Origin of the sequence: Segatella copri, from assembly GCF_026015295.1 — a bacterium.
Taxonomy (GTDB): domain Bacteria; phylum Bacteroidota; class Bacteroidia; order Bacteroidales; family Bacteroidaceae; genus Prevotella; species Prevotella copri_C.
In genome coordinates, this window is sequence record NZ_JAPDUW010000001.1 from 1,782,720 (window position 1) to 1,806,820 (window position 24,101).

General features: G+C 43.9%; 24 protein-coding genes. 11 read left to right on the plus strand and 13 right to left on the minus strand.

Features of this window, described 5'->3' with window-relative positions; genetic code table 11:
• Positions 1-7: 7 nt before the first annotated feature.
• From ONT18_RS07685 to ONT18_RS07725, 9 genes are all read right to left on the minus strand, one after another.
• Positions 8-2,233: a restriction endonuclease-like protein gene (locus ONT18_RS07685; RefSeq protein ID WP_264904780.1), complete on the minus strand. Its 2,226-nt coding sequence runs from the start codon at positions 2,231-2,233 to the stop codon at positions 8-10.
• Positions 2,234-2,242: 9 nt separating this feature from the next.
• Positions 2,243-4,009 (minus strand): McrB family protein, encoded by a 1,767-nt coding sequence (locus tag ONT18_RS07690; RefSeq protein ID WP_264904781.1) that lies wholly within the window; start codon positions 4,007-4,009, stop codon positions 2,243-2,245.
• Between the two features lie 116 nt (positions 4,010-4,125).
• Positions 4,126-4,713 carry a hypothetical protein gene (locus ONT18_RS07695; protein ID WP_153087878.1) on the minus strand — a complete coding sequence of 196 codons (588 nt, stop codon included), beginning with the start codon at positions 4,711-4,713 and terminating at the stop codon, positions 4,126-4,128.
• On the minus strand, positions 4,710-5,720 hold the full coding sequence (dcm, locus tag ONT18_RS07700; RefSeq protein ID WP_153087880.1) for a DNA (cytosine-5-)-methyltransferase: 1,011 nt from the start codon (positions 5,718-5,720) through the stop codon (positions 4,710-4,712). The genes ONT18_RS07695 and dcm overlap by 4 nt, the downstream gene beginning before the upstream one ends.
• Before the next feature lie 12 nt (positions 5,721-5,732).
• Entirely contained in the window at positions 5,733-6,515 is a 783-nt protein-coding gene (locus tag ONT18_RS07705) for an HNH endonuclease (protein ID WP_264904782.1), read from the minus strand.
• Between the two features lie 5 nt (positions 6,516-6,520).
• Positions 6,521-7,276 carry a DUF6339 family protein gene (locus tag ONT18_RS07710; RefSeq protein ID WP_218459273.1) on the minus strand — a complete coding sequence of 252 codons (756 nt, stop codon included), beginning with the start codon at positions 7,274-7,276 and terminating at the stop codon, positions 6,521-6,523.
• Positions 7,276-8,139 (minus strand): hypothetical protein, encoded by an 864-nt coding sequence (locus tag ONT18_RS07715; RefSeq protein ID WP_264904783.1) that lies wholly within the window; start codon positions 8,137-8,139, stop codon positions 7,276-7,278. The genes ONT18_RS07710 and ONT18_RS07715 overlap by 1 nt, the downstream gene beginning before the upstream one ends.
• Positions 8,129-10,117 (minus strand): hypothetical protein, encoded by a 1,989-nt coding sequence (locus ONT18_RS07720; protein WP_264904784.1) that lies wholly within the window; start codon positions 10,115-10,117, stop codon positions 8,129-8,131. Before ONT18_RS07720 ends, ONT18_RS07715 begins: the two co-directional genes overlap by 11 nt.
• A gap of 71 nt (positions 10,118-10,188) precedes the next feature.
• Entirely contained in the window at positions 10,189-10,446 is a 258-nt protein-coding gene (locus ONT18_RS07725; protein ID WP_119238061.1) for a helix-turn-helix domain-containing protein, read from the minus strand.
• A gap of 472 nt (positions 10,447-10,918) precedes the next feature.
• On the opposite strand from ONT18_RS07725, the gene ONT18_RS07730 reads away from it, so the two are divergent.
• From ONT18_RS07730 to ONT18_RS07780, 11 genes are all read left to right on the plus strand, one after another.
• A complete protein-coding gene (locus ONT18_RS07730) occupies positions 10,919-11,905 on the plus strand; it encodes an IS110 family transposase (RefSeq protein WP_264904785.1) in 987 nt (328 codons plus the stop codon).
• A 425-nt stretch (positions 11,906-12,330) separates the two neighbouring features.
• Positions 12,331-13,317, plus strand: coding sequence for an IS110 family transposase (locus tag ONT18_RS07735; protein WP_264904785.1), 987 nt, complete (start codon positions 12,331-12,333; stop codon positions 13,315-13,317).
• Between the two features lie 233 nt (positions 13,318-13,550).
• Positions 13,551-13,694, plus strand: coding sequence for a hypothetical protein (locus tag ONT18_RS07740; protein ID WP_264904786.1), 144 nt, complete (start codon positions 13,551-13,553; stop codon positions 13,692-13,694).
• A gap of 21 nt (positions 13,695-13,715) precedes the next feature.
• Positions 13,716-14,036 carry a nucleotidyltransferase domain-containing protein gene (locus ONT18_RS07745; RefSeq protein ID WP_264904787.1) on the plus strand — a complete coding sequence of 107 codons (321 nt, stop codon included), beginning with the start codon at positions 13,716-13,718 and terminating at the stop codon, positions 14,034-14,036.
• Between the two features lie 161 nt (positions 14,037-14,197).
• Positions 14,198-14,641, plus strand: a complete 444-nt coding sequence (locus ONT18_RS07750) for a hypothetical protein (protein WP_217756435.1) — start codon at positions 14,198-14,200, stop codon at positions 14,639-14,641.
• 230 nt (positions 14,642-14,871) lie between these two features.
• The gene (locus ONT18_RS07755) at positions 14,872-15,027 is read left to right on the plus strand and encodes a hypothetical protein (protein ID WP_264904788.1); all 156 of its coding nucleotides are present in this window, start codon (positions 14,872-14,874) and stop codon (positions 15,025-15,027) included.
• A complete protein-coding gene (locus ONT18_RS07760; RefSeq protein ID WP_264904789.1) occupies positions 15,009-15,404 on the plus strand; it encodes a hypothetical protein in 396 nt (131 codons plus the stop codon). The genes ONT18_RS07755 and ONT18_RS07760 overlap by 19 nt, the downstream gene beginning before the upstream one ends.
• A 281-nt stretch (positions 15,405-15,685) precedes the next feature.
• Positions 15,686-18,289, plus strand: coding sequence for a hypothetical protein (locus ONT18_RS07765; RefSeq protein ID WP_264904790.1), 2,604 nt, complete (start codon positions 15,686-15,688; stop codon positions 18,287-18,289).
• Positions 18,290-18,303: 14 nt separating this feature from the next.
• Positions 18,304-18,864 carry a DUF5675 family protein gene (locus tag ONT18_RS07770; RefSeq protein WP_119238049.1) on the plus strand — a complete coding sequence of 187 codons (561 nt, stop codon included), beginning with the start codon at positions 18,304-18,306 and terminating at the stop codon, positions 18,862-18,864.
• A 208-nt stretch (positions 18,865-19,072) separates the two neighbouring features.
• On the plus strand, positions 19,073-20,023 hold the full coding sequence (locus ONT18_RS07775) for a phage antirepressor (protein ID WP_264904791.1): 951 nt from the start codon (positions 19,073-19,075) through the stop codon (positions 20,021-20,023).
• Between the two features lie 153 nt (positions 20,024-20,176).
• Entirely contained in the window at positions 20,177-21,541 is a 1,365-nt protein-coding gene (locus tag ONT18_RS07780; RefSeq protein WP_264904792.1) for an MATE family efflux transporter, read from the plus strand.
• A gap of 130 nt (positions 21,542-21,671) precedes the next feature.
• Here the strand turns inward: ONT18_RS07780 and ONT18_RS07785 are convergent, their stop codons facing one another.
• Genes ONT18_RS07785 through yajC form a run of 4 tightly spaced genes read right to left on the minus strand, consistent with a single transcriptional unit; the run spans position 21,672 to position 24,036 of the window.
• On the minus strand, positions 21,672-22,121 hold the full coding sequence (locus tag ONT18_RS07785) for a DUF5606 family protein (protein ID WP_117692165.1): 450 nt from the start codon (positions 22,119-22,121) through the stop codon (positions 21,672-21,674).
• An 11-nt stretch (positions 22,122-22,132) separates the two neighbouring features.
• Positions 22,133-22,705, minus strand: a complete 573-nt coding sequence (coaE, locus tag ONT18_RS07790; RefSeq protein WP_264906828.1) for a dephospho-CoA kinase — start codon at positions 22,703-22,705, stop codon at positions 22,133-22,135.
• Between the two features lie 43 nt (positions 22,706-22,748).
• Positions 22,749-23,729 carry a CdaR family protein gene (locus ONT18_RS07795; protein ID WP_118139033.1) on the minus strand — a complete coding sequence of 327 codons (981 nt, stop codon included), beginning with the start codon at positions 23,727-23,729 and terminating at the stop codon, positions 22,749-22,751.
• Positions 23,722-24,036, minus strand: coding sequence for a preprotein translocase subunit YajC (gene yajC, locus ONT18_RS07800; RefSeq protein ID WP_264904793.1), 315 nt, complete (start codon positions 24,034-24,036; stop codon positions 23,722-23,724). Before yajC ends, ONT18_RS07795 begins: the two co-directional genes overlap by 8 nt.
• Positions 24,037-24,101 lie beyond the last annotated feature (65 nt).

Consider the following 24,101-nt stretch of genomic DNA (forward strand, 5'->3'; position numbering starts at 1 on the left):
AACTACCTTATCCTATATTCATCAAATCACGCAATGAGACGATAGTTTTCGTCTCACACTCAGCAACTTCCTTGAAACCGAATTCAAAGCTCTGGTAATCTGTTAGCGACAGGACTAAAATCAGTTTATCATCCTTTATTCTCAGTCTTGAATTTGTCACCCGATAATATCCTTCAGATGCATTCTCAACTATAAACATAAAATAGTCGATAGAATCTATCTTGAACATACCTTTATCGATGTCCAGAGGGATTTCCATAGAAAGCCTATTATGCTCATAATCGTCATAAGCATCCCTATCGACCGCTAATACAAATACGTTTTCGGTATCATATACCAGGCCTTTTTGAGGGATAGAATCTTTTACATGCTCATAAACACTATCTTCTAACAAGATTTCTCTGAGATGCCTTTCCAACAGGTCGCACTGAATGATATCATCCTCATTTTCTTTGGCAGCTGGCAATAGAGGGAAGGCACCGATATTCACTTTTCTGATGCTCTGATAGAAATAGCGTCCGTAGATTTCATCTCCAACCACTCTACCAGGGAAAAGAATATAACCACCTATAATTTCCTTGGCAGAAGGACGGACTTCTGTTTTCATCGAATAGTAGATGGCGTCACGATAACGATGCATCTGATTGATGGCATCAGGCAGTGGATAATCGGCAACATCTATGCTGACGCCCTCATCCAATTCACCATCCCTGGCATCATCCTGCACCCTGTATTTTGCATCATAAAGATAGGTAAGAACAAATCCATCTTTCTTTTTTATTGTCACAACGATATCAGGACGCTGCTCAGTTGTCGTTGTCGAGAATTCCTTGGTTCGTCGGTTATAAGTGTGCTGGTATTCCAGGCAGACCTTATCTCCATTCTTTACGTTATCGAACTCAATAACATGCGTCATCTCGCTCTTTACGATTGTGTTGAGCATTTTACTTTTATCCTCGCGCACATGATTATTCGGTTTCTGCAAATCCAGTCCAAGCACCTTAGCAATAAGACGTTTCATTACCAGGAAACACCATATTTCATAGAGTTCCCAGATTTGCTTCATGCCAATATCTGTCTTACCATCAATAAGTTCGAGTGAATTTTTGAGCATTAACCACGCCTTGTATATCTTGCTGTAGCCCATACGCTGCTGCAAGATTGCACTCTCCTGACGGAAGCCTTCGAATTCTCCAACCTTCTGGAAGAAAGGGGAAGTTTCCAGCCGTTTGAACTGCCTCTGATAGTCCTCAAGTAATTGGCGTTCCTCTGCATCCATGACATTAGGAAGAGCACCCAGCTCGCTGAATACCTCTCGGAATTTCTTTCCCAGGACATGAAGAGTATACTTCACAAACCGGTTTTCCCGAGTGTTTATGGTATTCTCTGTCTGTTCGTATCTGAAATAATGCATTTCAGCATCTTGCCCCATATTCCTGTAGCGTTCCTCTTCACGCTGGCTCCATCTGCGTATTCTTTCAGGACGTGCATGATACGTTTTGCGCACAGGCTTGTTGTTAGGACGTGACATTACAAACCTCACGTTTCTGAAATACTCGTCCACTACGCACCTGAAGATACTGAGCCAAATGATATGATTATTCTTGACACTGCGCTGAAGAGCAAAACTGCTGAAAGTCAATGTCAGATAATCATATATATAGTTCTCATACTCCTGGTTGATGAGAGCCATAATCTGCTGCAAGTCGTTTTTGGTATCCAACTTAGGTGATGCCACATACAGCTCCATCTTCTCATGATGCAGGAGTCCGTCTGTATCCCAATAGTCAAAAGCAAAAGAAAACTTTCCCGGGGAGTTCAGAAAGTCGATGTCACCCACCAGAATACCTGAGTCGGAAGACGAGGAATAAAACTTAAAGTTTTCACCAATACTCTTCAACTGATGACGAACATGAGGATACTGTTTCTCTATGGATATATCCAGTCCTTGCTTGAACTCCACAGCAAACTGATACTTACATGTTTCGAACAGGACAGGCCACAACTGCGGCCATTCTTCACAAGGCACAATCTCATCATTCTGCGCAACAAGCTCATTCTTTCCTGCCGGTAAATCCCGTAATTTCAACGTGCCCTTACGGCTCGAAGAATAGGCGCAATAAGTCTGTGCGGCACTTCTTACACGTCGCACAAACCTATCCCATGCATAATTAACAGATGCCGTACTGATCGTAATCAGGTAGTCAGGACACTCAAACTTCAATACATCCATATCCTTATCTTAATTCCAGAAACTGGTAAAACCACTATGGTCTTTACCAAAGCGGTCTATCATAAATTCTATTTTTTCTAAACTTTGGTTCCAGTTGTTCTTATCAGCTCTGGCAGCCAACTTTACCAAGCATGCGTCACACTTTTCATAATCACCTTCTATACGAGGTAAGACCTTCTGCATTAAGATATTATCAAATATTGAGTTCAAATCAGTATTGATCTGCACACCATCTTTTTTCTCTTCTTCTCCCATCAGTTCAGCTATTTTCTTTTTAGCACGATAGAGCAGGATTGTCTCATTCAGTATTCGGTAACTAATCTTGAAAGGAGTGCCTTTCAAATCAGAGTTTATACTATTGATAAAGTCGATGATTTTGCTCTTATCTTCTTCTGACAGTTCAAAACGGCCATCCACCAGCATTTCGGTAGCACGTACTTCATCGCTGATAAATAGTTCACCCTTCCGATATTTCTTTACATAGTCAAGCGTGACATCGTACTCAAAGTAAGACTGGTCAAAATCTTCAACAATCGTCTCAAAAGTCATGGCTCTGTCGATTACCTTTCTTGAGAAGGAATTGGTAGTATCATCCATGTTGACGGTACCTATGATGATTACGTTCTGCGGAATAGTCAAACCATCACGCTTCAGTTCATCTACCAGCCAGCTCTGCTCGAAGAAATCGGATTCATCCTCTTCAGCTTTCTTTATCTTCGCCGTAAATTCCGTTACATCCTTAACCTCGATGGTAGGTTTCAGACCAAGTTCCAGGAATATATTGAAATCATCCCCATAGCTGCTGTCATTGAACACACTGGCAGGCACAATCGCGTCTGTAACAACTGAGCCATCCTTCTTGCGTTTTCTTGATTCTATGACGCTGAGGAAATCAGCAAAATACTCCTCTACAGGCGCAAGATTCATCTCATCAAGACAGACAAAGAAAGGAACTTTCGGATGGTGTTTTGCCTTTACCAGAAAACGCATGAAATCTGTTACATAATAGTTTCTGTTCACAGACGAACGGAATCCGGTAATATCAGTTGCATCATGCCAATTAGGCTTTACGCTGACAAGGAGATAATTACCAGGCGAAGTTTCAGAGGTGTTCAAAACGCCGTCACACGGACATGTTGCAAAGGCCAGGCTCTTGACAAGCAAACTCTTTCCCGTTCCTGAGAAACCGCCCAAGATAAGGAATGGCTTGGTCTTAATGGCAGCCATGTAGGCGTAATCTCGGGCATCAAGCTCAACGTCGTCAAATGATGGCTCTACAGAAGATGCACTCTTAGATGGTCCAGATGCCACATTCGAATCTTCTATCTGCGGCAGGTTTCTCATTTGATTTTGCAGGTCCTGTACATCCTTACCAATTAAAGCCGTAAAGTGCAATTCCTCCTGTCCTGCTATATCAATGTCATAGATAACCCAAGGTGTAGAAGATGAGATTCCTAACTTTTTCTCTGCTTCCTTAAAGAAATCTTCGTTCGATATATTTCCATATTTCAACTTTGGTGTATACTTAATCTGCAATCTGCCGCTATGAGCCTCGGCCCTATCACGTATGATTGCCAACACAAAAGATGCAGGAATCTGAATCTTGTTTATGAACACTTTGTCGAACACAGAGACCAACATCGGTTCAGATGTTGCGCCATCAAAACCGGTGTTACCATAGTAAATCTTTGATCCTTTACCAATAGGCAAGGAAAAATCATGAGTATTTATGGTAACACACTTATGCATCATACCGATAACAATGTTAGAAGCCACATCTTTTTTAATGAGATGTAACTTCTTTGTGTCCTGATTAACAATAGCAGTACCCCAAGATGGGCAGCCAGAACAATTAAAAGCTAAAGAAAAATCATCTATTCTCATAATCCAGACTATTTATCAATTAAAGATAACCATTTCTCTTTTCTCTCGGCAGAATCATGATAAGATTCACTATACTCTTTATTCACTATTACAGCTTTAAAGTGAAGTTCGTCGAGATTACATACATTCATTTCATATATGAACCAGCATGATTCCCAATTCAATCCTAATTTCTTTCTGGCAATGCGGAAGAACTCGGCATTTGACAGCTTCTCGCCATCAAAATTATACGTTATCTTATCAGAATACTTTATTGAGCGCCTTCCAGAATGACTTGCGCTTAACTCCTTTATAAGTACCATGATAAAAGGATAATCAATGCTTATTCCGTTAATATAAACCTTCCTAAACACGCCAGCAAGATGACACTCTTCAAAGTTTGAAGCAATATCTATATGTCCACCTTTACCTAAAGGCAGGCATACGTGATGAAGATTGACTGAATTATATAGCATACCAACCAATATTTCCTCACATCCTTCAACAGTAAATTTGTAGTCAGGCTTAGACTGGCCTAGTTCGGTTCCCCAAGATGGTGTTCCACCACCTTTATCTATATAGGAACCAAAGGATAAAGTACTTAAATTTAACTTCATAACTGTTTGAATATATGCGTTAACAATCTACCAACCAAATTCACGTCCCAACCATTGCCAGCACGTTTTGACAATTGGGTGTACGACTGTCCGTCAAAATTAATCTCACACTCTTTCAGGTCGCGGGAAATCCGGAATCCCATAAGCCTGAACTGTTCATGTACAGACATCTTGCGTACTATCTCCTTGCCATCTTTAGGAACCTCAACAACTCGTAAGCTGTTGTGCTCTGGCTGGGTAATCGTTATACAGTAACCATCCAGCTTGATTTTCTTATTATATACATCAAAGCATAAAGGCGCTTGAACTTTAAAGGAATCAATGTTATGTTTAACCTTAAGATGGGCAATCTGAGCGTCACTCAGGTATAGTTTTTTCTCTGGATGGATATCCAGGAAATCAGCCATTTTTTTGTCAGACTCCACCTTTTCAGGTTCCATACTGAAATTCTCTGGCAAACCACCCAATCGGGCAAACATCCAAAGTCTTTCTCTATTCTGCGGAATACCATAATCTTTAGAATTCAGAACCGCTTTTGACAAAGGATTTTCACCATATCCCATTTCTCTCAAATCCTTGACCAACTGGTCATGTATAGGCTGGAACTTACCATGTGTAAAACCTTTAACGTTTTCGAGAAACAGATATTTCGGCTTCTTCACCTTACAGATGCGGATAATATGTCCTAGCATAGCGCCACGCCCATATGGATCTTCAGTTCCCATCTGCATACCAGCAGAAGAGAAAGGCTGGCATGGGAAACCACCCATAAACATATCGAAGTCAGGTAAATCTTCAGGATTTATCTTCGTTATATCTCCCCAATTTTTTAATGGGTTCCCATTTTTGTCTTTATGGTTTGCATCAAATAAAGCAGCAGCATATTTGTCAAACTCCGAGTATCCGACTACTTCATAGTCTATATTCGGGATGTTTTCTTTCAAACGTTTCAAACCATATGATGCACCACCATATCCGGCAAAGCCTTCAAATACTCTAATCTTCATGTCTATAATATATTAAACCACATCGTGGCAAAAATGTTCGTAATGTTGAGCCAACAAGTCTCGATTAGGCAAGAATCTTCTTGGCAAAACTATCTTTTTATGATTAAACCCTAAGATGTATTCCCTAGTTTCCTCAGGAACCCCTCCAGGTCTTTCTCCGAAAAACTTATCGGATATCAATATCTCGTAATCAGGTGAAATCCCTATCAGATTTTCATCATAGGCTTTATGGAATAAAGAATTCAGACAAAGTCCGTTTTCCGGATTTGTACGATTTGCTTCATCTTGTTTCCATCCTACGATATGACTAGCCTGCAACAACAGGGGATTTTTCAAGCCTGTTATGCAGCAACTTTGATTATATGACGCCAGAACAGTTTCTCTAAAGAAATCCTGATTTATGCGTCTTTTAATTTCTTGTATTCGTTCCTCACCAGCAGGCAAGTCATGCAAATCTATTGAAAGAGATTCCTCTAGTCCTTTATTCCTAAGGGAAGCTAAAATAAGTTCAGCATCATAGGCCAATTTTTCCCAATTGCCATAATACTTCTTCCATACAACCTCATCTAACTTAGCCGTATGAGCTAGGCCTCCCACGCCTCTACTTTTCATTTTAGGGTCAAAACTGGCCAAATTACCGACTTTTCTTACTACTGCATCAGCAGTTCTTCCTATTAAGGCACCGAGTTCTTTCACAAAATCTTTTTTGGCAGAAAATTGCCCAAATGGTTTGCGGCAATATTCATAAAGTACTAACGTTATCTGCTCTTCCGTCCAATTGTTTCTTCCTGCCATAATTATCACTCATTGAAAAGTTCGTTATTATTTTGTATTTCTTCACGAGTAAACTTCTGTGAGATAACATCTATGCGCTTATTCAGCTCATTTTTAAAGAAGTCTTTATCCATAAACTCCAGTCGCTTTGTTCCGCCTATAAAGCTGAACAGTTTGCGTATGTATTGAGCTCGCATATTCATACCATCTTCCAAGAGATAAGGATGCTCTTCCAGAAATTCCAGAATACCTTTCATAGCCTCCCGATGCCTTATCAAAGATAAAGGACCAAAACTATTTGTTCTCAACTCTTGGTTTTTGAAAAGAATCTCAGTCAATTCAAAAGGATTTTCACGCTCATTATCTACGGAAAGATAAACACTCCACCATGCACTCGGCAATGCCATACGGAAAACGCTAACATCATTTTCGAACCAGTGATTAACGATATACTTTTCGGTTACATCGTCTTTCAGTACATCCGAATGTCGTTGCTGAACATATGGAAACAAATCCACATGCGCCAAATACACCCACAAATCAGGTAGAGATGCCAATAGAGGCGTAACTGTATCGTATGCCTTATACAGTTCCACTGCTGTCGTAAAATCGTCATCAGGGTCTAATCTGTCAAGCAGTCCTTCTGGCTTATACACGTTCGCTAAAGCCTTCACTTTAGAAGGGTCAAACGGGAATGTTTCTCCCTGGTAATCTGAGATTTGTATATTACGTCTCAGATCCTCCATATATGACTTTTTAAATACTTTCTGTAGTTCCATCATTAATCCTCCTGATCTTCGTTTTGAGAATTTGCTATTCTTTCCAAGCTATCCAACATTCGTTTGTATGGATCCTGTAAAAGTAAGTCGGCTGCTTTATAAGCTAGAGACATATCACTCTTCAACTCTTCCGGTAAAATATGCAGTTCCTGTAGTCTTATGATAAGACTGTCTGCCCACAATTTCCCTGAATCCTGATTCTCATACAGATTAGTCAAAGCATAGACCAATGCATTATGGACTAAAGATGAATGAATTACTTCAGGAAAGCTGTTACCAATTCGCTGATACTGAACAAACAGGTCATGAGGGAGTTCTATCAGAATTCTGTCATCAGAAAGATTGAAGGTTGTCCTTTCTGCTCCGTCAGCCGCTTCAGTAATTTGCATGAAGGAACCGGCTGCATACAGTTTATCAAACTTCACGTTAGTATTCCACCACGCCAAAGGAAATACAGCAAGCATGTCACCTACCTCCAGATCAAAAGTGAACCCATGATAATCCTCATTAAAATCACTGTTGTTATAATTAGGAATAGGCTCGCTAACAGCGATGAAGCACTGAAACTCTATACGTCCGTTCACCTCTGTTCTACCCAAACTGATTTCAAAATGGGGAGTTGAAGATTTATAACATCTGCGAAGGAAAGTACTCCTGCAAGTTACCTCACAGGCATACTCTGCCTTACCTTCAGAAACCAACTGTGTTATATCCTTATTCTGCTGATGCAAATCGATGCAAAACATATAGTCTGTGGCCGTTTTTACAGGATCAGCCATCTGTATGCAATCGTCAGTCAAAAGCGGATATACATCGTCATATATGCCGAGTACCGGATAAGGCAATGATACGTTTTTATACTTCATATAATTCCTCCGCTGCTAATTTTATAGAATGTTTCATATTGTCCGTAAAACGTACTCTCAGGCGTAATCGACCCTCTGGCAGATGTACATCACGAACTATATTGCCACTCACGTTACCAATGTTAGATTCTTCAACTTGTAATTCTTCATCACTTTCCTCTCCAACCGCATAGAAATGAAGGCGTACATTGCCAACCTCTTCTCTTGGGTGGAGAACAACATAGTGATAAATCTTGCCACCTTCCACTTGCGAGAACGTACGATAAGGAATATTTATCGGTGTGGCAAACAAGCCTTTCTCGCCCTTTTCATCCTCTGTTCTGGTTTCTGAAGCATTACCCGGTTTCTGGATACCTTGGCTGTCCGGCTTTTTCTCGGCTTCACCATGTCCGGCCAGAAGCTTACCACCTGTTTCGTTTGTTGCATTGGTACTCTTATTGATAAGTACATGTCCTGTCGAAGGCGGATTCGGCTTTGGCATAACAGTTGGATTATCCTCACTCTTTGGAATATCAGTTGTGTATGAAGACCCATCATCCTGAAGAAATCCTGTAGGTTTTCCTTCTACACTCTCAGGCATATCTTCCATCTCCAATTCGTCATCGTCAAACGAAGTTGGTATATACAGGAAATCTTCTAACCCCTTGATATCAAGAGCGATTTTATCCTTCAATGAGAAAACCTTATTCAGACATTCATTGATAAATTCATCTAATTCTCTCAAGACCTGGCGTCCCATTCCATTTTGGCGGCCTCTACTTCTCCAATTGGTGGCTTTCCACTCTGTATGTGCAGGATTCTCCATATTACGCAGCAGGTCATTTCCTTCTTCACTATCACAATAGAATACGCCATACATGCCATAATTCGTCTTATTCTTTTGTGAATAGACTAGCATTTGCGGTGCTCTCATATATGCGATTTTGTCTACTGCACCTTTGCACTTGAAAACATAAAAGCATACATGCCCAAGCAAAGGAAGTTTATCTTCTATTAACCGATATTTGGAAGATGTATTGGCAAATCGCACTGCATCAAAATATGGTCGAGGATTATAATAACCAGCCTTACGAGTGTTGTCTTCTATTCCCTCAAAATACTCTTCCATCAAGTCAGCAATCGTATTTTTGGTTATATTGACAACATCATTCACGTTGACCTCTAATTTGCCTTCATATATTGCAAACCAAAAGTTACGAAGAACAGCCTCAATCATCTCTTTGACTGCCTCGTCTTTATATTCCATTTTAAAACCAAGAATATTGATATCAGTACCTGGTTCTGCCCTACGGAAATGTGCAGGAATATCGGCTTCAATAGATATCGGCTTTCCATCCTGGTCGTCATAATAGCCAAAAGCTACTTTCTTCTTGCCCCGATAGGTATGAGTACAAAGGGAACTGGCTCCTTCAAAGAACCTATCACCATTTTTGGTACAGGTACTTACCATTATTGTACTGATAGGAGACAACAGGTAATAAGCAGCCTTACCAAAGCCGAAAGAACCACCTGCTGAAGTATCGTCTTTAGCACTTACTCCTGCGGACCGGACAAAAGCATAGAAAGGACTGTCAGTTTTGTCTTTTTCGTAAGACATTCCCTTCGTGTTATAATCACTTACCCGAATGTATCCCAAATGATCATGATGAGTGTTATCGGCAAAAAACTTCATCATAGGTTCATAAATCGCCTTTGCATTATAGTTATTCGAATAATAATCCAAACACCCCATTATATGTTCCTTCAGGCTAAAGAATTCAGGATAATCGCATCCATTCATCTCCCTGAAAGAGAAAACTACCTGTACAGGTTCCGACTTGTCGTCGACGGCATCCAAAGAGTTCTGGATGCTTTCTCTTACAAGCGCAGCATAAGGATGATTTTTAAAACTTTGTTCCATGGCATTATTTGGGCCCACTTCCTGTACGTTAGGTTGGTCCGCAAAATACCATTTACAATTCTTTTCTCTTCCAGCCATCTTAGTTCTTTGTTTTTATCAGTTTCTACGAGTATCTAGCCTCTATCAACTTTTTAGCTTATTTTAATCATTCACTTTTCTTCCTTGCTCAGTATATCCCTTTCGACTTCGGCAACAAAGTCTACGAATGAGATACCCAGAACTTGGCAAATCTGTCGAAGCTCTATAAGATCCAAGCGGCGGTCGCAAGTCTCAATCTTGCTGATAAAGTTTTGGTTAACCCCCAATTTATCAGCAAGTTGCGCTTGTGTTACACCTTTACCTTCACGCTTACTTCGCAAGCGTCCGATAACCTGATGATATAAATGTGAATGTATACTCTTGTCCATATTCGTTTTAATTTGACGCACAAATATATATTCTTTTATCGGATATACCAAAATGGTATATTTTTGGCACATGCGACAGAACCCCATAGCCAGTTCGAGGATGGAGTGAGGAGCAAAGCCTGAGGTTCGGTCGCCATACAAAGCTTTTGCCCCTACTATTATATTTGCACTTGGAAAAATAAAGAGGTGAAAATCTTTATATCTGCAAACTTTTGTTAACTTTGCAGAAAATTAGATAAGTACAATAAAAAAAGAAGAATACTCCATATCCAGCGTTAACCCTGTGCCCCTTCTAGCATAGTAAAGGCTTAGCCCTGTTTGGGGAACTGGATATTTTCTGAGCAGAAGCTTGAGAGTAAATTAGCCTGCTTGTGTAGAACAAGACAGGACTCGTAGTATAGTTGTAGCCGCTCAGAACGGAGCACCCTTCTTATTAAAAACTTTATTCAAAATGCAAATATACGGAATAGATTTGGCAAAAGAGAAATTTGACGTAAGTTTTTTCGACTTGACATCAAAAAAAGTATCAAACCAACCTTCACATAAGGTTGTAACGAACAATTTAAAGGGTATTGGAAAGTTTTTTAAAGGCCTTCCTAGCGATGCTGTATTGGTTGCTGAGCATACCGGAGTTTATGGTGATACCCTCTTGAAGTGCTGCATGGATAGCAATGTAAAGATTGCCTTTGTGGGTGGATATGTCATCCATAGATATAGAGCTACCCCTGACCGTGCCAAGACGGATGTCCTGGATTGTGCACTGCTCAGAGATTTTGGAGAGAGATATCCTGATAAGCTGAAATACAAGACGTTTCCAGAAGAGGCTCTATATGAGCTTCGTCAATTGGCACGCCACCGAGAAATGCTTGTAGAACAGCGTAAGCAGCTAATAACAGCCGACAGGAGCGAGGATTGTCGTCCTATCAGAAGTCTTGCCGTCAAGCGAAGCATGGACCGTATCAAAGAGATGTTGGACACGGAAATTGCAGAGACGGAAAAAGAAATGTTGAAAGTCATAAATGGACATGAGAGCATTCGCCACAACTATGAGCTTGTTAAAAGTGTCGATGGAGTTGGGCTGATTACCGCAGTAGAACTATTGGTAAAAACAGAGAATTTCACAAAAATAACTACAGCGCGCCAATATGCTGCTTATGCAGGAACTGCGCCATACGAAAAATCATCGGGGAAAATGGACAAGGGAGCACATATATCCAAGATTGGTAATAGATGGTCAAAGACCTTGTTGTACATCTGCGCAGAAAGCGCCAGATTGCACAACAAGGAGATTAAACTGTATTACGAGAGACGTACTTTAATAGATAAAAAGCCGCGTCATTATGTACTAAATGCCATAGCAAACAAGTTGCTAAGGATCATATTCACCCTCGTGGAAAAAGGTGAATACTATGACGCAAACTTCATCAGGCAAGACCCAAGGGTCGTTAAATATAATTAACGTTAAAAAATACGCTCAAAGCTTGCTCAATTAGAGTAAAACAGGGCGCCAGGCGTGCGGACATGAATACCCAGGGCGGATGCCCTGGGCTAGGAGCTTCTGCCCCTTCTATTATATTTGCACTTGGAAAAATAAAGAGGTGAAAATCTTTATATCTGCAAACTTTTGTTAACTTTGCAGAAAATTAGATAAGTACAATAAAAAAAGAAGAATACTCCATATCCAGCGTTAACCCTGTGCCCCTTCTAGCATAGTAAAGGCTTAGCCCTGTTTGGGGAACTGGATATTTTCTGAGCAGAAGCTTGAGAGTAAATTAGCCTGCTTGTGTAGAACAAGACAGGACTCGTAGTATAGTTGTAGCCGCTCAGAACGGAGCACCCTTCTTATTAAAAACTTTATTCAAAATGCAAATATACGGAATAGATTTGGCAAAAGAGAAATTTGACGTAAGTTTTTTCGACTTGACATCAAAAAAAGTATCAAACCAACCTTCACATAAGGTTGTAACGAACAATTTAAAGGGTATTGGAAAGTTTTTTAAAGGCCTTCCTAGCGATGCTGTATTGGTTGCTGAGCATACCGGAGTTTATGGTGATACCCTCTTGAAGTGCTGCATGGATAGCAATGTAAAGATTGCCTTTGTGGGTGGATATGTCATCCATAGATATAGAGCTACCCCTGACCGTGCCAAGACGGATGTCCTGGATTGTGCACTGCTCAGAGATTTTGGAGAGAGATATCCTGATAAGCTGAAATACAAGACGTTTCCAGAAGAGGCTCTATATGAGCTTCGTCAATTGGCACGCCACCGAGAAATGCTTGTAGAACAGCGTAAGCAGCTAATAACAGCCGACAGGAGCGAGGATTGTCGTCCTATCAGAAGTCTTGCCGTCAAGCGAAGCATGGACCGTATCAAAGAGATGTTGGACACGGAAATTGCAGAGACGGAAAAAGAAATGTTGAAAGTCATAAATGGACATGAGAGCATTCGCCACAACTATGAGCTTGTTAAAAGTGTCGATGGAGTTGGGCTGATTACCGCAGTAGAACTATTGGTAAAAACAGAGAATTTCACAAAAATAACTACAGCGCGCCAATATGCTGCTTATGCAGGAACTGCGCCATACGAAAAATCATCGGGGAAAATGGACAAGGGAGCACATATATCCAAGATTGGTAATAGATGGTCAAAGACCTTGTTGTACATCTGCGCAGAAAGCGCCAGATTGCACAACAAGGAGATTAAACTGTATTACGAGAGACGTACTTTAATAGATAAAAAGCCGCGTCATTATGTACTAAATGCCATAGCAAACAAGTTGCTAAGGATCATATTCACCCTCGTGGAAAAAGGTGAATACTATGACGCAAACTTCATCAGGCAAGACCCAAGGGTCGTTAAATATAATTAACGTTAAAAAATACGCTCAAAGCTTGCTCAATTAGAGTAAAACAGGGCGTGAGGGGAATAGCAGGGGGCGTGAGGGGAATGGCAGGGATGCGTGAAGGGAATGGCAGGGAGGCGTGAGGAAAATGGCCTTACCTTTTAAAAAAGCTCTTTTTGCGTATATTTTCCAGATATAATTTGGCGTTTTCAGAGAAAAAGTGTAATTTTGTGGGAGATATTTAATTAAAGGAGAAGATTATGGCAACATTAACAGATGTAGATACAGAAGCAATGAGACAGAGATTGGTGATGAAGGAAAGCCTGACACAGGCTTTTAAAGAACTCCGTGCGGCAGAAGCTTCAGGAGCCGAACTTCCTGATGCCCGAAAAATATTCAAATAACGGAGGATACATTTATAAGTTATGAATGTTAAGGAACATATTTTGGCTGCTATCCGTGAATGCCTGGCGAAGAACTTGCCGGCTAGCGGGAAGGCGATACTTTTTGGCTCGCAAGCCAGAGGTACCGCCAGGGAGGATAGTGACTGGGATATCCTTATCATATTGGATAAGAAGAAACTCATGGCTGCCGATTATGACAACATCACCTATCCACTGACCGAACTCGGATGGGAACTGGGCGAGGAAATCAACCCCGTGATGTATACCGCCCAGGAATGGGAAAAGTATAGGAATACCCCCTTCGTCAGGAACGTAGAAAAGGAAGGGGTCAGAATAGCATAAAATGGACTATTATGCGTTTTATTCGCATTATTTAGCCTTTAGTCTGTTAAAGATTATAAATAATTCCCCGTTTTTAGTTAAAAACCGGAAGTCATAAGTACGTCCATAGCCATTTGGTGGTATGATTTATTCATTTTACCTTTGTAGGAAATTCGTTTCAGATGAAAGGTAAAATATACATCACCACAGAAGACCTTGCCTATATAAGGACAGGGGAGACAGTAAGCTTAGGAGATTTCTTAAGCGAGCTGAAGCGTTCCAAATTGATTAGCTCTACCCACATTGAAAAGAAGTTCGGAATGGGGCATAATACATTTAATCGGTTATGCGACAAAGAAACGTCCATAACTGCTGATACGAAGGATAAGTTGGGGTTGTATATTGCTTATTATCTCAATAAATTTGAAGAAAATTATGAAGATAATCTGGAAGCTCTTGAAAAAGATGATGAGATGGATAAGACCCTGAAAAAAAAGAAGATTGAGGACCTGAAAAACAAGAAAGTGAAATGCTCAGAATCCATAGAAAATTTTAAAAAGGTTTTCGGTTCAAAAGCAGAATATTGTTTTAAAAGAGTCAGAGAAGATGATAAATTCAAGTCATAACGACAATAAACAACTAGCAGATAATGGTTAAGATGCTAACATCTGAAGCCAAGTATTAACATTAAATAATCAACAAAAAGAATGCAAACATAACCTTACCCGCCCCCACACCTTACGATAGTAGGCGCTCGGCAGTCTCCAGCGGCTTACGCTAAAAACGTTAGCGCAAACACACGTCCTCTACTAAAATGAGGCGGAAACAGTTAAAAACAATCTAAACAAAAAGCAAAATGAAAATTTTATTTTGGGGGAAGTTTCTTCGCCTCATAATCAAGCACTTCACCATCGTTATCAACAATACCATACAGATGAATGGCGGTCAGTATATCGAACACATGAACAACTATCAGGGAAAGGAGGATGAGAAATGTCTGGACAAAGAATGATCATCATGAACGCTGGTAGCTCGTACTTCGAGCATGTGGAGAATTATTATGGCAGCAATGCCTGTGAGCAAAACTCATGCAGAAATGCTGTGATGCCGGAAGAGCTGAAAACGGAAAAGGCTCAGAGGATAAAGAACAACCTGATAGAGATAGGCTTGGTAACCGAAAATTTCATGCCCTCAGGACTGTCTTCATCCGAAGCTGCCGTCCTTGCCAATCAGATAGGTACAGAGTTGAAAATCGATAATATATGGAGCGTATTCGGCAATTATTGGGGTCCTAATCCGAACTCGATGAGAGCCGCCTACAACCGAGGAATGGATCAGAAGAAAACGATTCCCTTCCTCGAAAAAGTGATGCCTGCTATCAGAGGCTAATCTGGCAGGTAGTACTAGTACGCGTACATAGTACGTACTAGGTAGAAGCGAGAAATTTGCCTTACCTTTGCCCCCGGAATTCAGAACCAATGCGGTCTGAGTTTCGGGGGCTTTTGTGTATCTGCACATCAACCGTGGTGGGAGCCTCCAATCTTCTAAATTATTTAAAATGATGGAAGTGAAAGCGTATGTGTTCAGTCCTCCTCCTTACAGACGGCTGAGAGTGGTGAAAACGGAAGAGGGGATTACCCCACAAACCAATCTTTTATTAACGAAATAACATGACAGAAACACAACATGTAATTGCACTGAACCCTTATCGCAAGGGCAATAAGGGGAAGGTATTTTCCAACAGTATGGCGGTGTATGACAAGGTGATTGCATCGCCGGAAATCAGGAAGATGATTCAGCAGATTAGGGGCGAACTGCCTATCCCGAAGGTGAATGCCAACGACGAGAAGGCGGTGAAGAAGGCGCAGGACAGGCTGAAGAGCGAACTGCCTTTCTTCTGTCCCCACTACGGCATCTTCAAGAACAATGTGCGCAGACAGGAGAATGCCCAGCCCGAGAGCTTCATGTTCCAGACTATCATCGACGTGGATGACAGGGAGTATGTAGACAAGGCTATCGAGAAGGCAAGGGAACTGAACTGCTCTGACAGCATCTGGAACGGCTCGCTGCTGCACCTCTGCTACAGTGCCCGGAAGAAGCTGCACATCGGTATCAGACTGCCGGTGGGAATGACCATCGAGGAGACGCAGAAGGCGTATTGCGAGGCGCTGGGGGTGCCGTATGACGAGAGCTGCATCACACCCGAGAGAATGATTTATCTCACCGATAAGGACTCGGAAATCTACAGGTCGAAGATGTGGTGCGCCGTACTGAGCGAGAAGGAGATTCTGATGCGAAGGCAGGCGTATCTGGACCGCGGACTGACCGTGGACGGAAGAGGGAAAGTTAATAGTCCTCATCAAGTTAATAGTTTACAGTTTAAAGTTAATAGCAATGGTAAGAATAATGAAAATAATAGACTATCGGGCAACGACGGCAATACTGCTGTTTCTGCTGGCTCTGCTGTTCAGCCTGCCCAACCTGGTGATAGCCATGGTGCTGATGCTCCTCATATCGGGGATTCTGGAGGCAATCAGGATGCTGGCAGACTGGGAGCCAGGGAGAAGAACCTGATTGCGTTTGACCTCTTTACGCAGGCTGCCGGACTCGGGGGTATGGAGATTGATACCGTGGGGTCGAGACACTCTTCGCTGCTGGCTATCATGAGCGCCGGTGCTTCGAGGGTGATGGAGGAAGAGGAACTGATGAAGGTGGTGAGGGTGAAAATGCCGAGCTACTATCAGGAGAACGACTGCCATCAGCTGATTCACGACTTCTATGCGAAATATGCTGACAATACGAAGCCGATGTCGAGGGAAGTGATGAGGGTGAATGCGCTGGCGGAGCAGAAGGCGAATGAAGTGAAGAGTGAAGAACGAAGAGTGAATAATTCGAATGCTGTGACTAATTATACTGTTCAAAGTTCAAATCTCAAAGTTCAAAGTACCGGGGAGGATTATCCTGATCCGCCGGAGATGCCGAAGAAACTGCCGAAGCTGGTGGAGCTGCTGATATCGAGGACGCCGGAAATTTATAAGCCGGCTGTGGCGCACGCTATCTTCCCGCCGCTGGCTACGCATCTCTGGAAGACGAGGTTCCGGTATATTGACAACGTGGAGCACGAGGCGAGACTGATGACGCTGCTGCTTGCGGGTACCGGAGCGGGTAAGAGCAGCGTGAACAGGCCTATCGATTTCATTATGGAGGATATCAGGCTGAGGGATGCTGAAAACCTGAAGCGCGAAAAGGCGTGGAAGGATGAGATGCTGCGCAAGGGTGCCAACAAGGATAAGCGCAAGAGACCTGAAAACCTGATTATCCAGGAGATTGATGCGGATATGACAAACCCGGCTTTCGTGATGAGAACGGCTGAAGCGCAGGAACATTTCCTCTATACTTCGCTCAATGAGCTAGACCAGTTTGATGCGCTCAAGGGTAGCGGAAGCCAGCAGTTCCGTATCATGTGTCTGGCAGCAGACCCGGGTAATAAATATGGACAAACTCGCGTAGGAACAATGAGTGTCACGGAGCGTGTTACCATCCGGTTCAACTGGAATGCATCTACCACCATCCAGAAGGGTCAGCGTTACTTCTCTAAGGTTCTTACCGATGGTCCTATCAGCCGTATCAACTTCTGTACCATCCCCGAAAGGGAAATCGGCGAAGATATGCCTGTTTACGGAACTTATGATGAATCGTACCGTGAGGCGCTGCGGCCTTACATCGAAAATCTGAACAAAGTAACGGGTCTGATTGAGTGTAAGGAGGCGTTTCAGCTTGCCCTCAAACTGAAGGATGAGAATGCTGAGTTTGCCCGGCTGTCGCAGGACAGGACGTTTGAGAATCTCTCGTTCCGTGCCAACGTCATCGCTTACCTGAAGGCGTGTGTGCTGTATGTAGCCAATGGTTGCAAGTGGGAGCCGGAGATTGACGAGTTTATCCGCTGGAGCGAGCAGTATGACCTGTACTGCAAGATGCGGTTCTTCGGCGACATGATTGCGAAGGAGAACTATACGGCGCAGAGGAGTTCGAAGCGTGGGCCTCAGAATCTTTTACAGATTCTGCCCGATAGCTTTACGGCTGCGCAGTTGCTTGCCATCCGGCTGGAGCATGGACTGGATGCGAAGGGTACCGATATGATGATCAGGCAGTGGCTGCACCGGAATTACATCAGGCGGGCGTATCAGTATACGGGCAAGCGTGACAGTTGTGACAGTTGTGACAGTTTTGAGAAGCTGAAGTACCGCCACGACGGTATGATTATTGAATCTTAAATTTATTTTTACTTATGCAGATAGTTTTAAAACGTATAGCGAAGAAGAAGACCTACACGATAGGTCGCCTTTACATCCTGAAGGATGAGGATGTGAAGAAGCGCACGATTGAGAGTGTGAACAAGTGCAGGGGGCTGAAGACGGTGTGTGAGGTGCCTGCGGAGAAGCTGAATGCGGACTCGTATTTCTGTGATACGCTGGAGCCATGCTGGCGCAACCTTCTGGGTGTGGAGCTAAGTCCTGCCGAGGAGAATGTGCGGTTGGGGCGTGTATCGGGCAAGAAGGCGCAGAAGATGAAGGGCAAGACGGCGATACCTGAGGGCACTTATCCGGTGGTGATCAGCAAGTCGCCGAGTTTTAAGATGTGGTTGCCGCTGCTGCTGGGTGTCCCCAATTTTGAGGGCATCCGCATCCATGCCGGCAATTATCCCGATGATACGCAGGGCTGCATTCTGGTGGGTGAGAACCGTGTAAAAGGCATGGTTGTGAACTCCCGCATCTGGCTCCACCGCCTCATCAATGCCATCACCGCTGCGAGAGACAGGGATGAGAGCATTTGGGGAACGATTTTGTAATGTTGAATGTTGAGTGTTGAATGTTGAATTAGGCTAGCGCCCTTGAGTCCGTTAGGCAAAAAATCAACATTCAACATTCAACACTCAACACTAATAATTCAACATTCAACACTCAACACTAATAATTCAACATTCAACATTCAACACTCAACATTCAATTTAACATTTTTATATCATGAAAAAAAATTATAAAACAAAAAAGGAAGAAATGAAGAATGAAAAGACAGCGGGGAATGCTGTCGTGTTTGAAAACCCTGAATTCGGTAAGATTCTTACTCAGACCGATGAAAACGGGGAGCCTTTGTTCTGCGCGAAAGATGTCTGCAATGCGCTGGGGTATAAGAACCTGTGGGCTGCCATTCAGCGACATGTTGATGACCCATACATCGCGAAACGCGATGTATGGGTAGTGACTGGCAAAAAGAAGGATGGAGTTGCTGCAAAACGACTACAGCAGATGACTTTCGTCAACGAGAGCGGATTCTATGCTTTGGTTCTCGGCTCCAAGCTTCCAACGGCGGTGAAGTTCAAAAACTGGGTTACTTCCGAGGTGCTGCCACAGATTCGCAAGACGGGCGGTTATATTCCGGTAAAGCAGGGCGAGAGTGATGAGGAGACGATTCGGCATGCTGAAGAGATTCTCAGAGCTACACTCAAGGAGAAGGAGAATCTGCTGAAAAACCAGCAGGTGCAGATTGATCAGCAGAAGAAACTCATCGGAGAACAGGATACGGAGATTCGCCGGCTGAACGGTGTGGTAGACAAACAGGTGGTTTGCATCGCCAAGAACGGTGAGAACATCATCCAGTTGGAGAATCAGGTGGATCATCTTCTGCCGAAGGCGCTCTACACCGACAATGTGCTCAACTCTGTTTCCTGCTATACCACCACGCAGATAGCGAAGGAGCTGGGTATCACGGCACAGGAGTTGAACCGCCAGCTCTGTGCCCTTCATATCCAGTACTACCAGAGCGGCCAGTATCTGCTCTATGCTGATTATGCCCACATGGGCCTGGCGAAGAGCCGCACCCGCTACTCTACCCTCCCCGACCCTCACTGCGATGGGGCACAGGAGAAGCTGGGCACCGCCTACACCCACACCTACCTCGTATGGACAGAAAGAGGAAGGAAGTTCATACATTTAAAGGTAAAAGGGTAAAAAAGTAAAAAGGTAAAAAGGCTGGGGACCAGCGATTCCATCGCTGGTCCTCTAAAAAAAAGGGGAGAAAAATTTGGTAATTAGTGAATAAAGCCGTAACTTTGCATGCTCTTAAGCAGAATAAAGGAAATAGATTAGTAATTAAAAGCAAATATGAATAATCATACGACATCAATAACGACGAACAAGAAACATCACTACCGGGAACTGCTGGCTATCGGCATTCCTATCATCATAGGACAGCTGGGTACCATCATCCTGGGATTTGCTGATACGCTGATGATTGGCCATCACAGTACACCCGAACTGGCGGCTGCCGGACTGGTGAACAATATCTTCGGTCTCGTTTTCGTATCCTATATGGGATTCACCTACGGACTCACTCCTATCATCGGACGGCTCTACGGCGAGGAACGGACCGACTGCATCGGACAGAAAGTGCGCAATGCCTTCTGTGCCAACATGCTGACGGGCATCATCTTCACCCTCGCACTCGTTGTGCTCTACCTGAATCTGGGGCGCATCGGACAGCCTGAAGAGCTGCTCTCGCTCATCCGTCCTTACTTTCTGGTAAACCTCGCCTCGGTGCTCTTCATGGGCATCTTCTTCACGATGAAGCAATTTCTTGACGGACTCGGACAGACCAAGGTGGCGATGTGGGCGATGATTGGCGGCAACGTAATCAATATTCTGGGCAACTGGGTACTGATTTACGGTGTGGCGGGCTTCCCGGAACTGGGTTTGCTGGGAGCCGGTATTTCGACGCTGGTGAGCCGTATTCTGATGGCGCTGGCAATGGTGGGCATGCTGATGACGGGCAAGAATTTCGGGGAATACAGACGCGATATTCTGCACAGTTCTCTGACCAAGGCAGACTTCAGGGAGATGAACCGGTTGGGCTGGCCTGTGGCGCTGCAGCTGGGCATGGAGTCGGCTGCCTTCACGCTGAGTTGTGTGATGGTGGGCTGGCTGGGAACCATTCCGCTGGCGGCTCATCAGGTGATGATTACCCTCTCGCAGCTCTTCTATCTCGTGCTTTCGGGCATGGCGGCAGCGCTGGCTATCCGCGTGAGCCATTTTATGGGTCAGAAGGACTACGGGGCAGTTCGCCGCAATGCCTACGACGGGTTCCGGCTGAACCTGCTGTTCTCGCTGTGTATGGGTTTGCCGGTGTTCCTGCTTCGCCATCAGATAGGTGGCTGGTTTAATGATAATGTGGAGGTGCAGGCGTATGTGGCTACGCTGATTATCCTGTTGATGGTATATCAGTTTGGCGACGGACTGCAGTATACCTTTGCCAATGCGCTGCGTGGCATCGCCTGTGTGAAGCCGATGGTGCTCTATGCCTTCATCGCCTATTTCGTCATCTCCCTGCCGCTGGGCTACACCCTAGGTTTCCCTTGCGGCTTGGGCATTCTGGGCATCTGGTTAGCCTTCCCCTTCGGTCTGACCATAGCGGGAGAAATGTATCGCAGAAGATTTGAGAAGGAATTGAAAAAGATTGAAAAAGAAAAGTAAAAAAAGAAAAGTATAAAAAGAAAGAAAAGAGAGAAAGAAGATTGAAAAAGAAATAAATGTACGAAAAAGGCTCCTGCAAGTGTTGCAGGAGCCTTTTTTATTGTTATATGCTAACTCTGATAAATGATTCTTATTCAGCAGTTTGCTCAGCACGATCATCTACGTTCTCACCCTCTGTAGGAGCGAGGGTAGCCTTGAAATCGGTGATGCCGTACTTAGCGAGAATGTTGTACCACTGGAGGAGCTTCTTGATATCGCTGTCGTGAACACGGTCGCGATCGTAGTTAGGAAGAACCTCAGCAAAATAAGCGTGGAGCTCAGCAACAGGCGCCTTCTTGTAGTTGAAAGTGCTAGGCTTGCCCTCTTCCTTCTTGCTTACGCTGTCGAGCACTTCCCAGAGTGGCACCTCATCAGCGTCTGTATACATAGCGATGTCACCAAGGCTTGTTACGCGGTCGGTAGCGAAAGCTGGGATACGCTTGTGAGTCTCATCGAGTGTTTCTACGATGAGGTTTCTGTTACCTCTTGATACCAATTTATAAAGGCCTGGTTTGCCTGCAATTGAAAGGATTGTTTCCATTGTCTTTTCTATTATTCTTTATTATTAATGATATCCAATAATTTCCTTACCTGTGCTTCGATATCCTGCTCGCCATCGTTCACGATTTCGAAATCGGAGCGGGCTGCAAGTTCTTCCTGCGGCATGACGGCATCTATCCACTGCTGCGCCTTCTCTGCCGGGATATGGTCGCGCTGCATGATGCGCTGGATGCGGACCGGTACGGGAGCCGTTACGCAGACCACGAAATCGAGGTGGATACGGCGGTAGAAACCGCTATCGAAGAGGATGGCACTCTCCATCCACTCATAGCTGCTCTGCTCGAAATCGCGCGCCACAGCCGGATGAACCACATCGTTGACAGCCTGCTTGTTAGCCTCGCCAGCCAGCAGAAACTGAGCCAGCACGGGCTTCTGCAAAACGCCCTCTGCGCTGTAAACCTGCTCGCCCACCAACTTCTTCAAGCTAGCCTGCAAGCGGGCATCGGTACGCATGAGCCGCTTAGCCTCAGCATCGCAGTCGTAAACCCGGATGCCCTGTTTCTCCAATATCCGGCACACATAGCTCTTTCCGCTACCTATACCGCCCGTTATCGCTATCTTCATCATAGTAGAAAACTATCAACTATAAACTATCAATTATCAACTATCATTGCTGTTCCAGCAGATAATCTACCGTTTCCAGGTCGAGATGCGCCTTGCTCACCGAGCGCGGCACGCTGCGCAACTGGAGTTTGCACTTGTCAGAAGGGTTGTTAGCCAGATCGTTATAATCTACTACCACCTTAAACTGGCTCGGCTTGATGGTTCTGAAGAGGCTGGCTCCGATGGTGAATCTTACCGCCACTTTAGAAGGGAAGGTACGGAGCACCATGTTATCAGGCATGTTGATGGCCGTAACAGGCACATCGACCGACTCTTCGGTAAGCACATCAGGATATACCGCCAGACGCACCATCTGAGGCACAATCTTCATGCCACGTATCTTCTTGATAGGTACGTTGCGATGAATGGTATCCTGCAGGTTGCGCATGTTGAACGGCTCGATTTCTACCGATTCCAACTCATCGAGCTGCTTCTTGTTGGCATAAACCGTAACCGTAGACGGCAGGAATTCGGTATGTGCCAGATAATAGCTCTTGCTGGTTGTAATCTTACCTCTGAACACCACAGGCACTCGCTTGGAAGAGCCGTAGGTGAAGAAGAAATCGTATTTTGCCGGCTTGATGGAGATCAGTTTGGTAGAGCCATAGAGCTGGGATGCCACCTGTTTCTGCACATCAGCCATCGGAATCTGTCCCGTTCCCGTTTCCTCGTCGGCATAATTGGCAAACCGGAATGTGAGCGGATGAATCTTGCCTCCGTAAGCATAGGTAACGAGTGTGAATCCCTTATCGCGCACCGTAATATGCACGGTATCAGGGAGTTCGCCGGTTATCACCGCATTGCGGGGCACGCCCGTTAACTGCACAGGAATATTGAATTCTCTCTCGGTAGTCTCATTGAGCGTCATCATCAGCCAGAAGATGCCGCTGAGAGCGAGAAAGAACAAAAAAATCAGAAACTCCTTATTCAGACCACTGAACAGGAAGTTTCTGACAGCTTTTAATATGCTCTTGATACTATGCATTAGGTGTCTGACTAGCTGCATCAGCAAACACGTAGCCCTTAGCTACAGTGATTACCACGCCACGAGCTATCTCAACATCAACGGTATTAGCCTCGAGGTCAACACGCTTAACAGTGCCATAAACACCGCCGCCTGTAACCACCTTGGTACCCTCTGCCAAAGCATTCTGGAACTTGCGGATTTCCTTCTGCTTCTTCTGCTGAGGACGGATCATAAAGAACCACATGATAGCGAAAATAGCTACCATCATGATGAGAAAAGTCATGCTGCTACCACCGGCAGCTGCTTGCAATACTAAATTTGTCATGTCGTTAAAGTATTATCTATTATTATTTTATGTTCTATTATATAAATAAGGTGTGGCCTGTAAGA

Excerpts from the sequence above, each read along its gene's own strand:
- ONT18_RS07685 (WP_264904780.1), bottom strand. The coding sequence starts at position 2,233 with ATGGATGTATTGAAGTTTGAGTGTCCTGACTACCTGATTACGATCAGT.
- ONT18_RS07695 (WP_153087878.1), bottom strand. The coding sequence starts at position 4,713 with ATGAAGTTAAATTTAAGTACTTTATCCTTTGGTTCCTATATAGATAAA.
- dcm (WP_153087880.1), bottom strand. The coding sequence starts at position 5,720 with ATGAAGATTAGAGTATTTGAAGGCTTTGCCGGATATGGTGGTGCATCA.
- ONT18_RS07705 (WP_264904782.1), bottom strand. The coding sequence starts at position 6,515 with ATGGCAGGAAGAAACAATTGGACGGAAGAGCAGATAACGTTAGTACTT.
- ONT18_RS07710 (WP_218459273.1), bottom strand. The coding sequence starts at position 7,276 with ATGATGGAACTACAGAAAGTATTTAAAAAGTCATATATGGAGGATCTG.
- ONT18_RS07715 (WP_264904783.1), bottom strand. The coding sequence starts at position 8,139 with ATGAAGTATAAAAACGTATCATTGCCTTATCCGGTACTCGGCATATAT.
- ONT18_RS07720 (WP_264904784.1), bottom strand. The coding sequence starts at position 10,117 with ATGGCTGGAAGAGAAAAGAATTGTAAATGGTATTTTGCGGACCAACCT.
- ONT18_RS07725 (WP_119238061.1), bottom strand. The coding sequence starts at position 10,446 with ATGGACAAGAGTATACATTCACATTTATATCATCAGGTTATCGGACGC.
- ONT18_RS07740 (WP_264904786.1), top strand. The coding sequence starts at position 13,551 with ATGGCAACATTAACAGATGTAGATACAGAAGCAATGAGACAGAGATTG.
- ONT18_RS07745 (WP_264904787.1), top strand. The coding sequence starts at position 13,716 with ATGAATGTTAAGGAACATATTTTGGCTGCTATCCGTGAATGCCTGGCG.
- ONT18_RS07750 (WP_217756435.1), top strand. The coding sequence starts at position 14,198 with ATGAAAGGTAAAATATACATCACCACAGAAGACCTTGCCTATATAAGG.
- ONT18_RS07755 (WP_264904788.1), top strand. The coding sequence starts at position 14,872 with ATGAAAATTTTATTTTGGGGGAAGTTTCTTCGCCTCATAATCAAGCAC.
- ONT18_RS07760 (WP_264904789.1), top strand. The coding sequence starts at position 15,009 with ATGTCTGGACAAAGAATGATCATCATGAACGCTGGTAGCTCGTACTTC.
- ONT18_RS07765 (WP_264904790.1), top strand. The coding sequence starts at position 15,686 with ATGACAGAAACACAACATGTAATTGCACTGAACCCTTATCGCAAGGGC.
- ONT18_RS07770 (WP_119238049.1), top strand. The coding sequence starts at position 18,304 with ATGCAGATAGTTTTAAAACGTATAGCGAAGAAGAAGACCTACACGATA.
- ONT18_RS07775 (WP_264904791.1), top strand. The coding sequence starts at position 19,073 with ATGAAGAATGAAAAGACAGCGGGGAATGCTGTCGTGTTTGAAAACCCT.
- ONT18_RS07780 (WP_264904792.1), top strand. The coding sequence starts at position 20,177 with ATGAATAATCATACGACATCAATAACGACGAACAAGAAACATCACTAC.
- ONT18_RS07785 (WP_117692165.1), bottom strand. The coding sequence starts at position 22,121 with ATGGAAACAATCCTTTCAATTGCAGGCAAACCAGGCCTTTATAAATTG.
- coaE (WP_264906828.1), bottom strand. The coding sequence starts at position 22,705 with ATGAAGATAGCGATAACGGGCGGTATAGGTAGCGGAAAGAGCTATGTG.
- ONT18_RS07795 (WP_118139033.1), bottom strand. The coding sequence starts at position 23,729 with ATGCATAGTATCAAGAGCATATTAAAAGCTGTCAGAAACTTCCTGTTC.
- yajC (WP_264904793.1), bottom strand. The coding sequence starts at position 24,036 with ATGACAAATTTAGTATTGCAAGCAGCTGCCGGTGGTAGCAGCATGACT.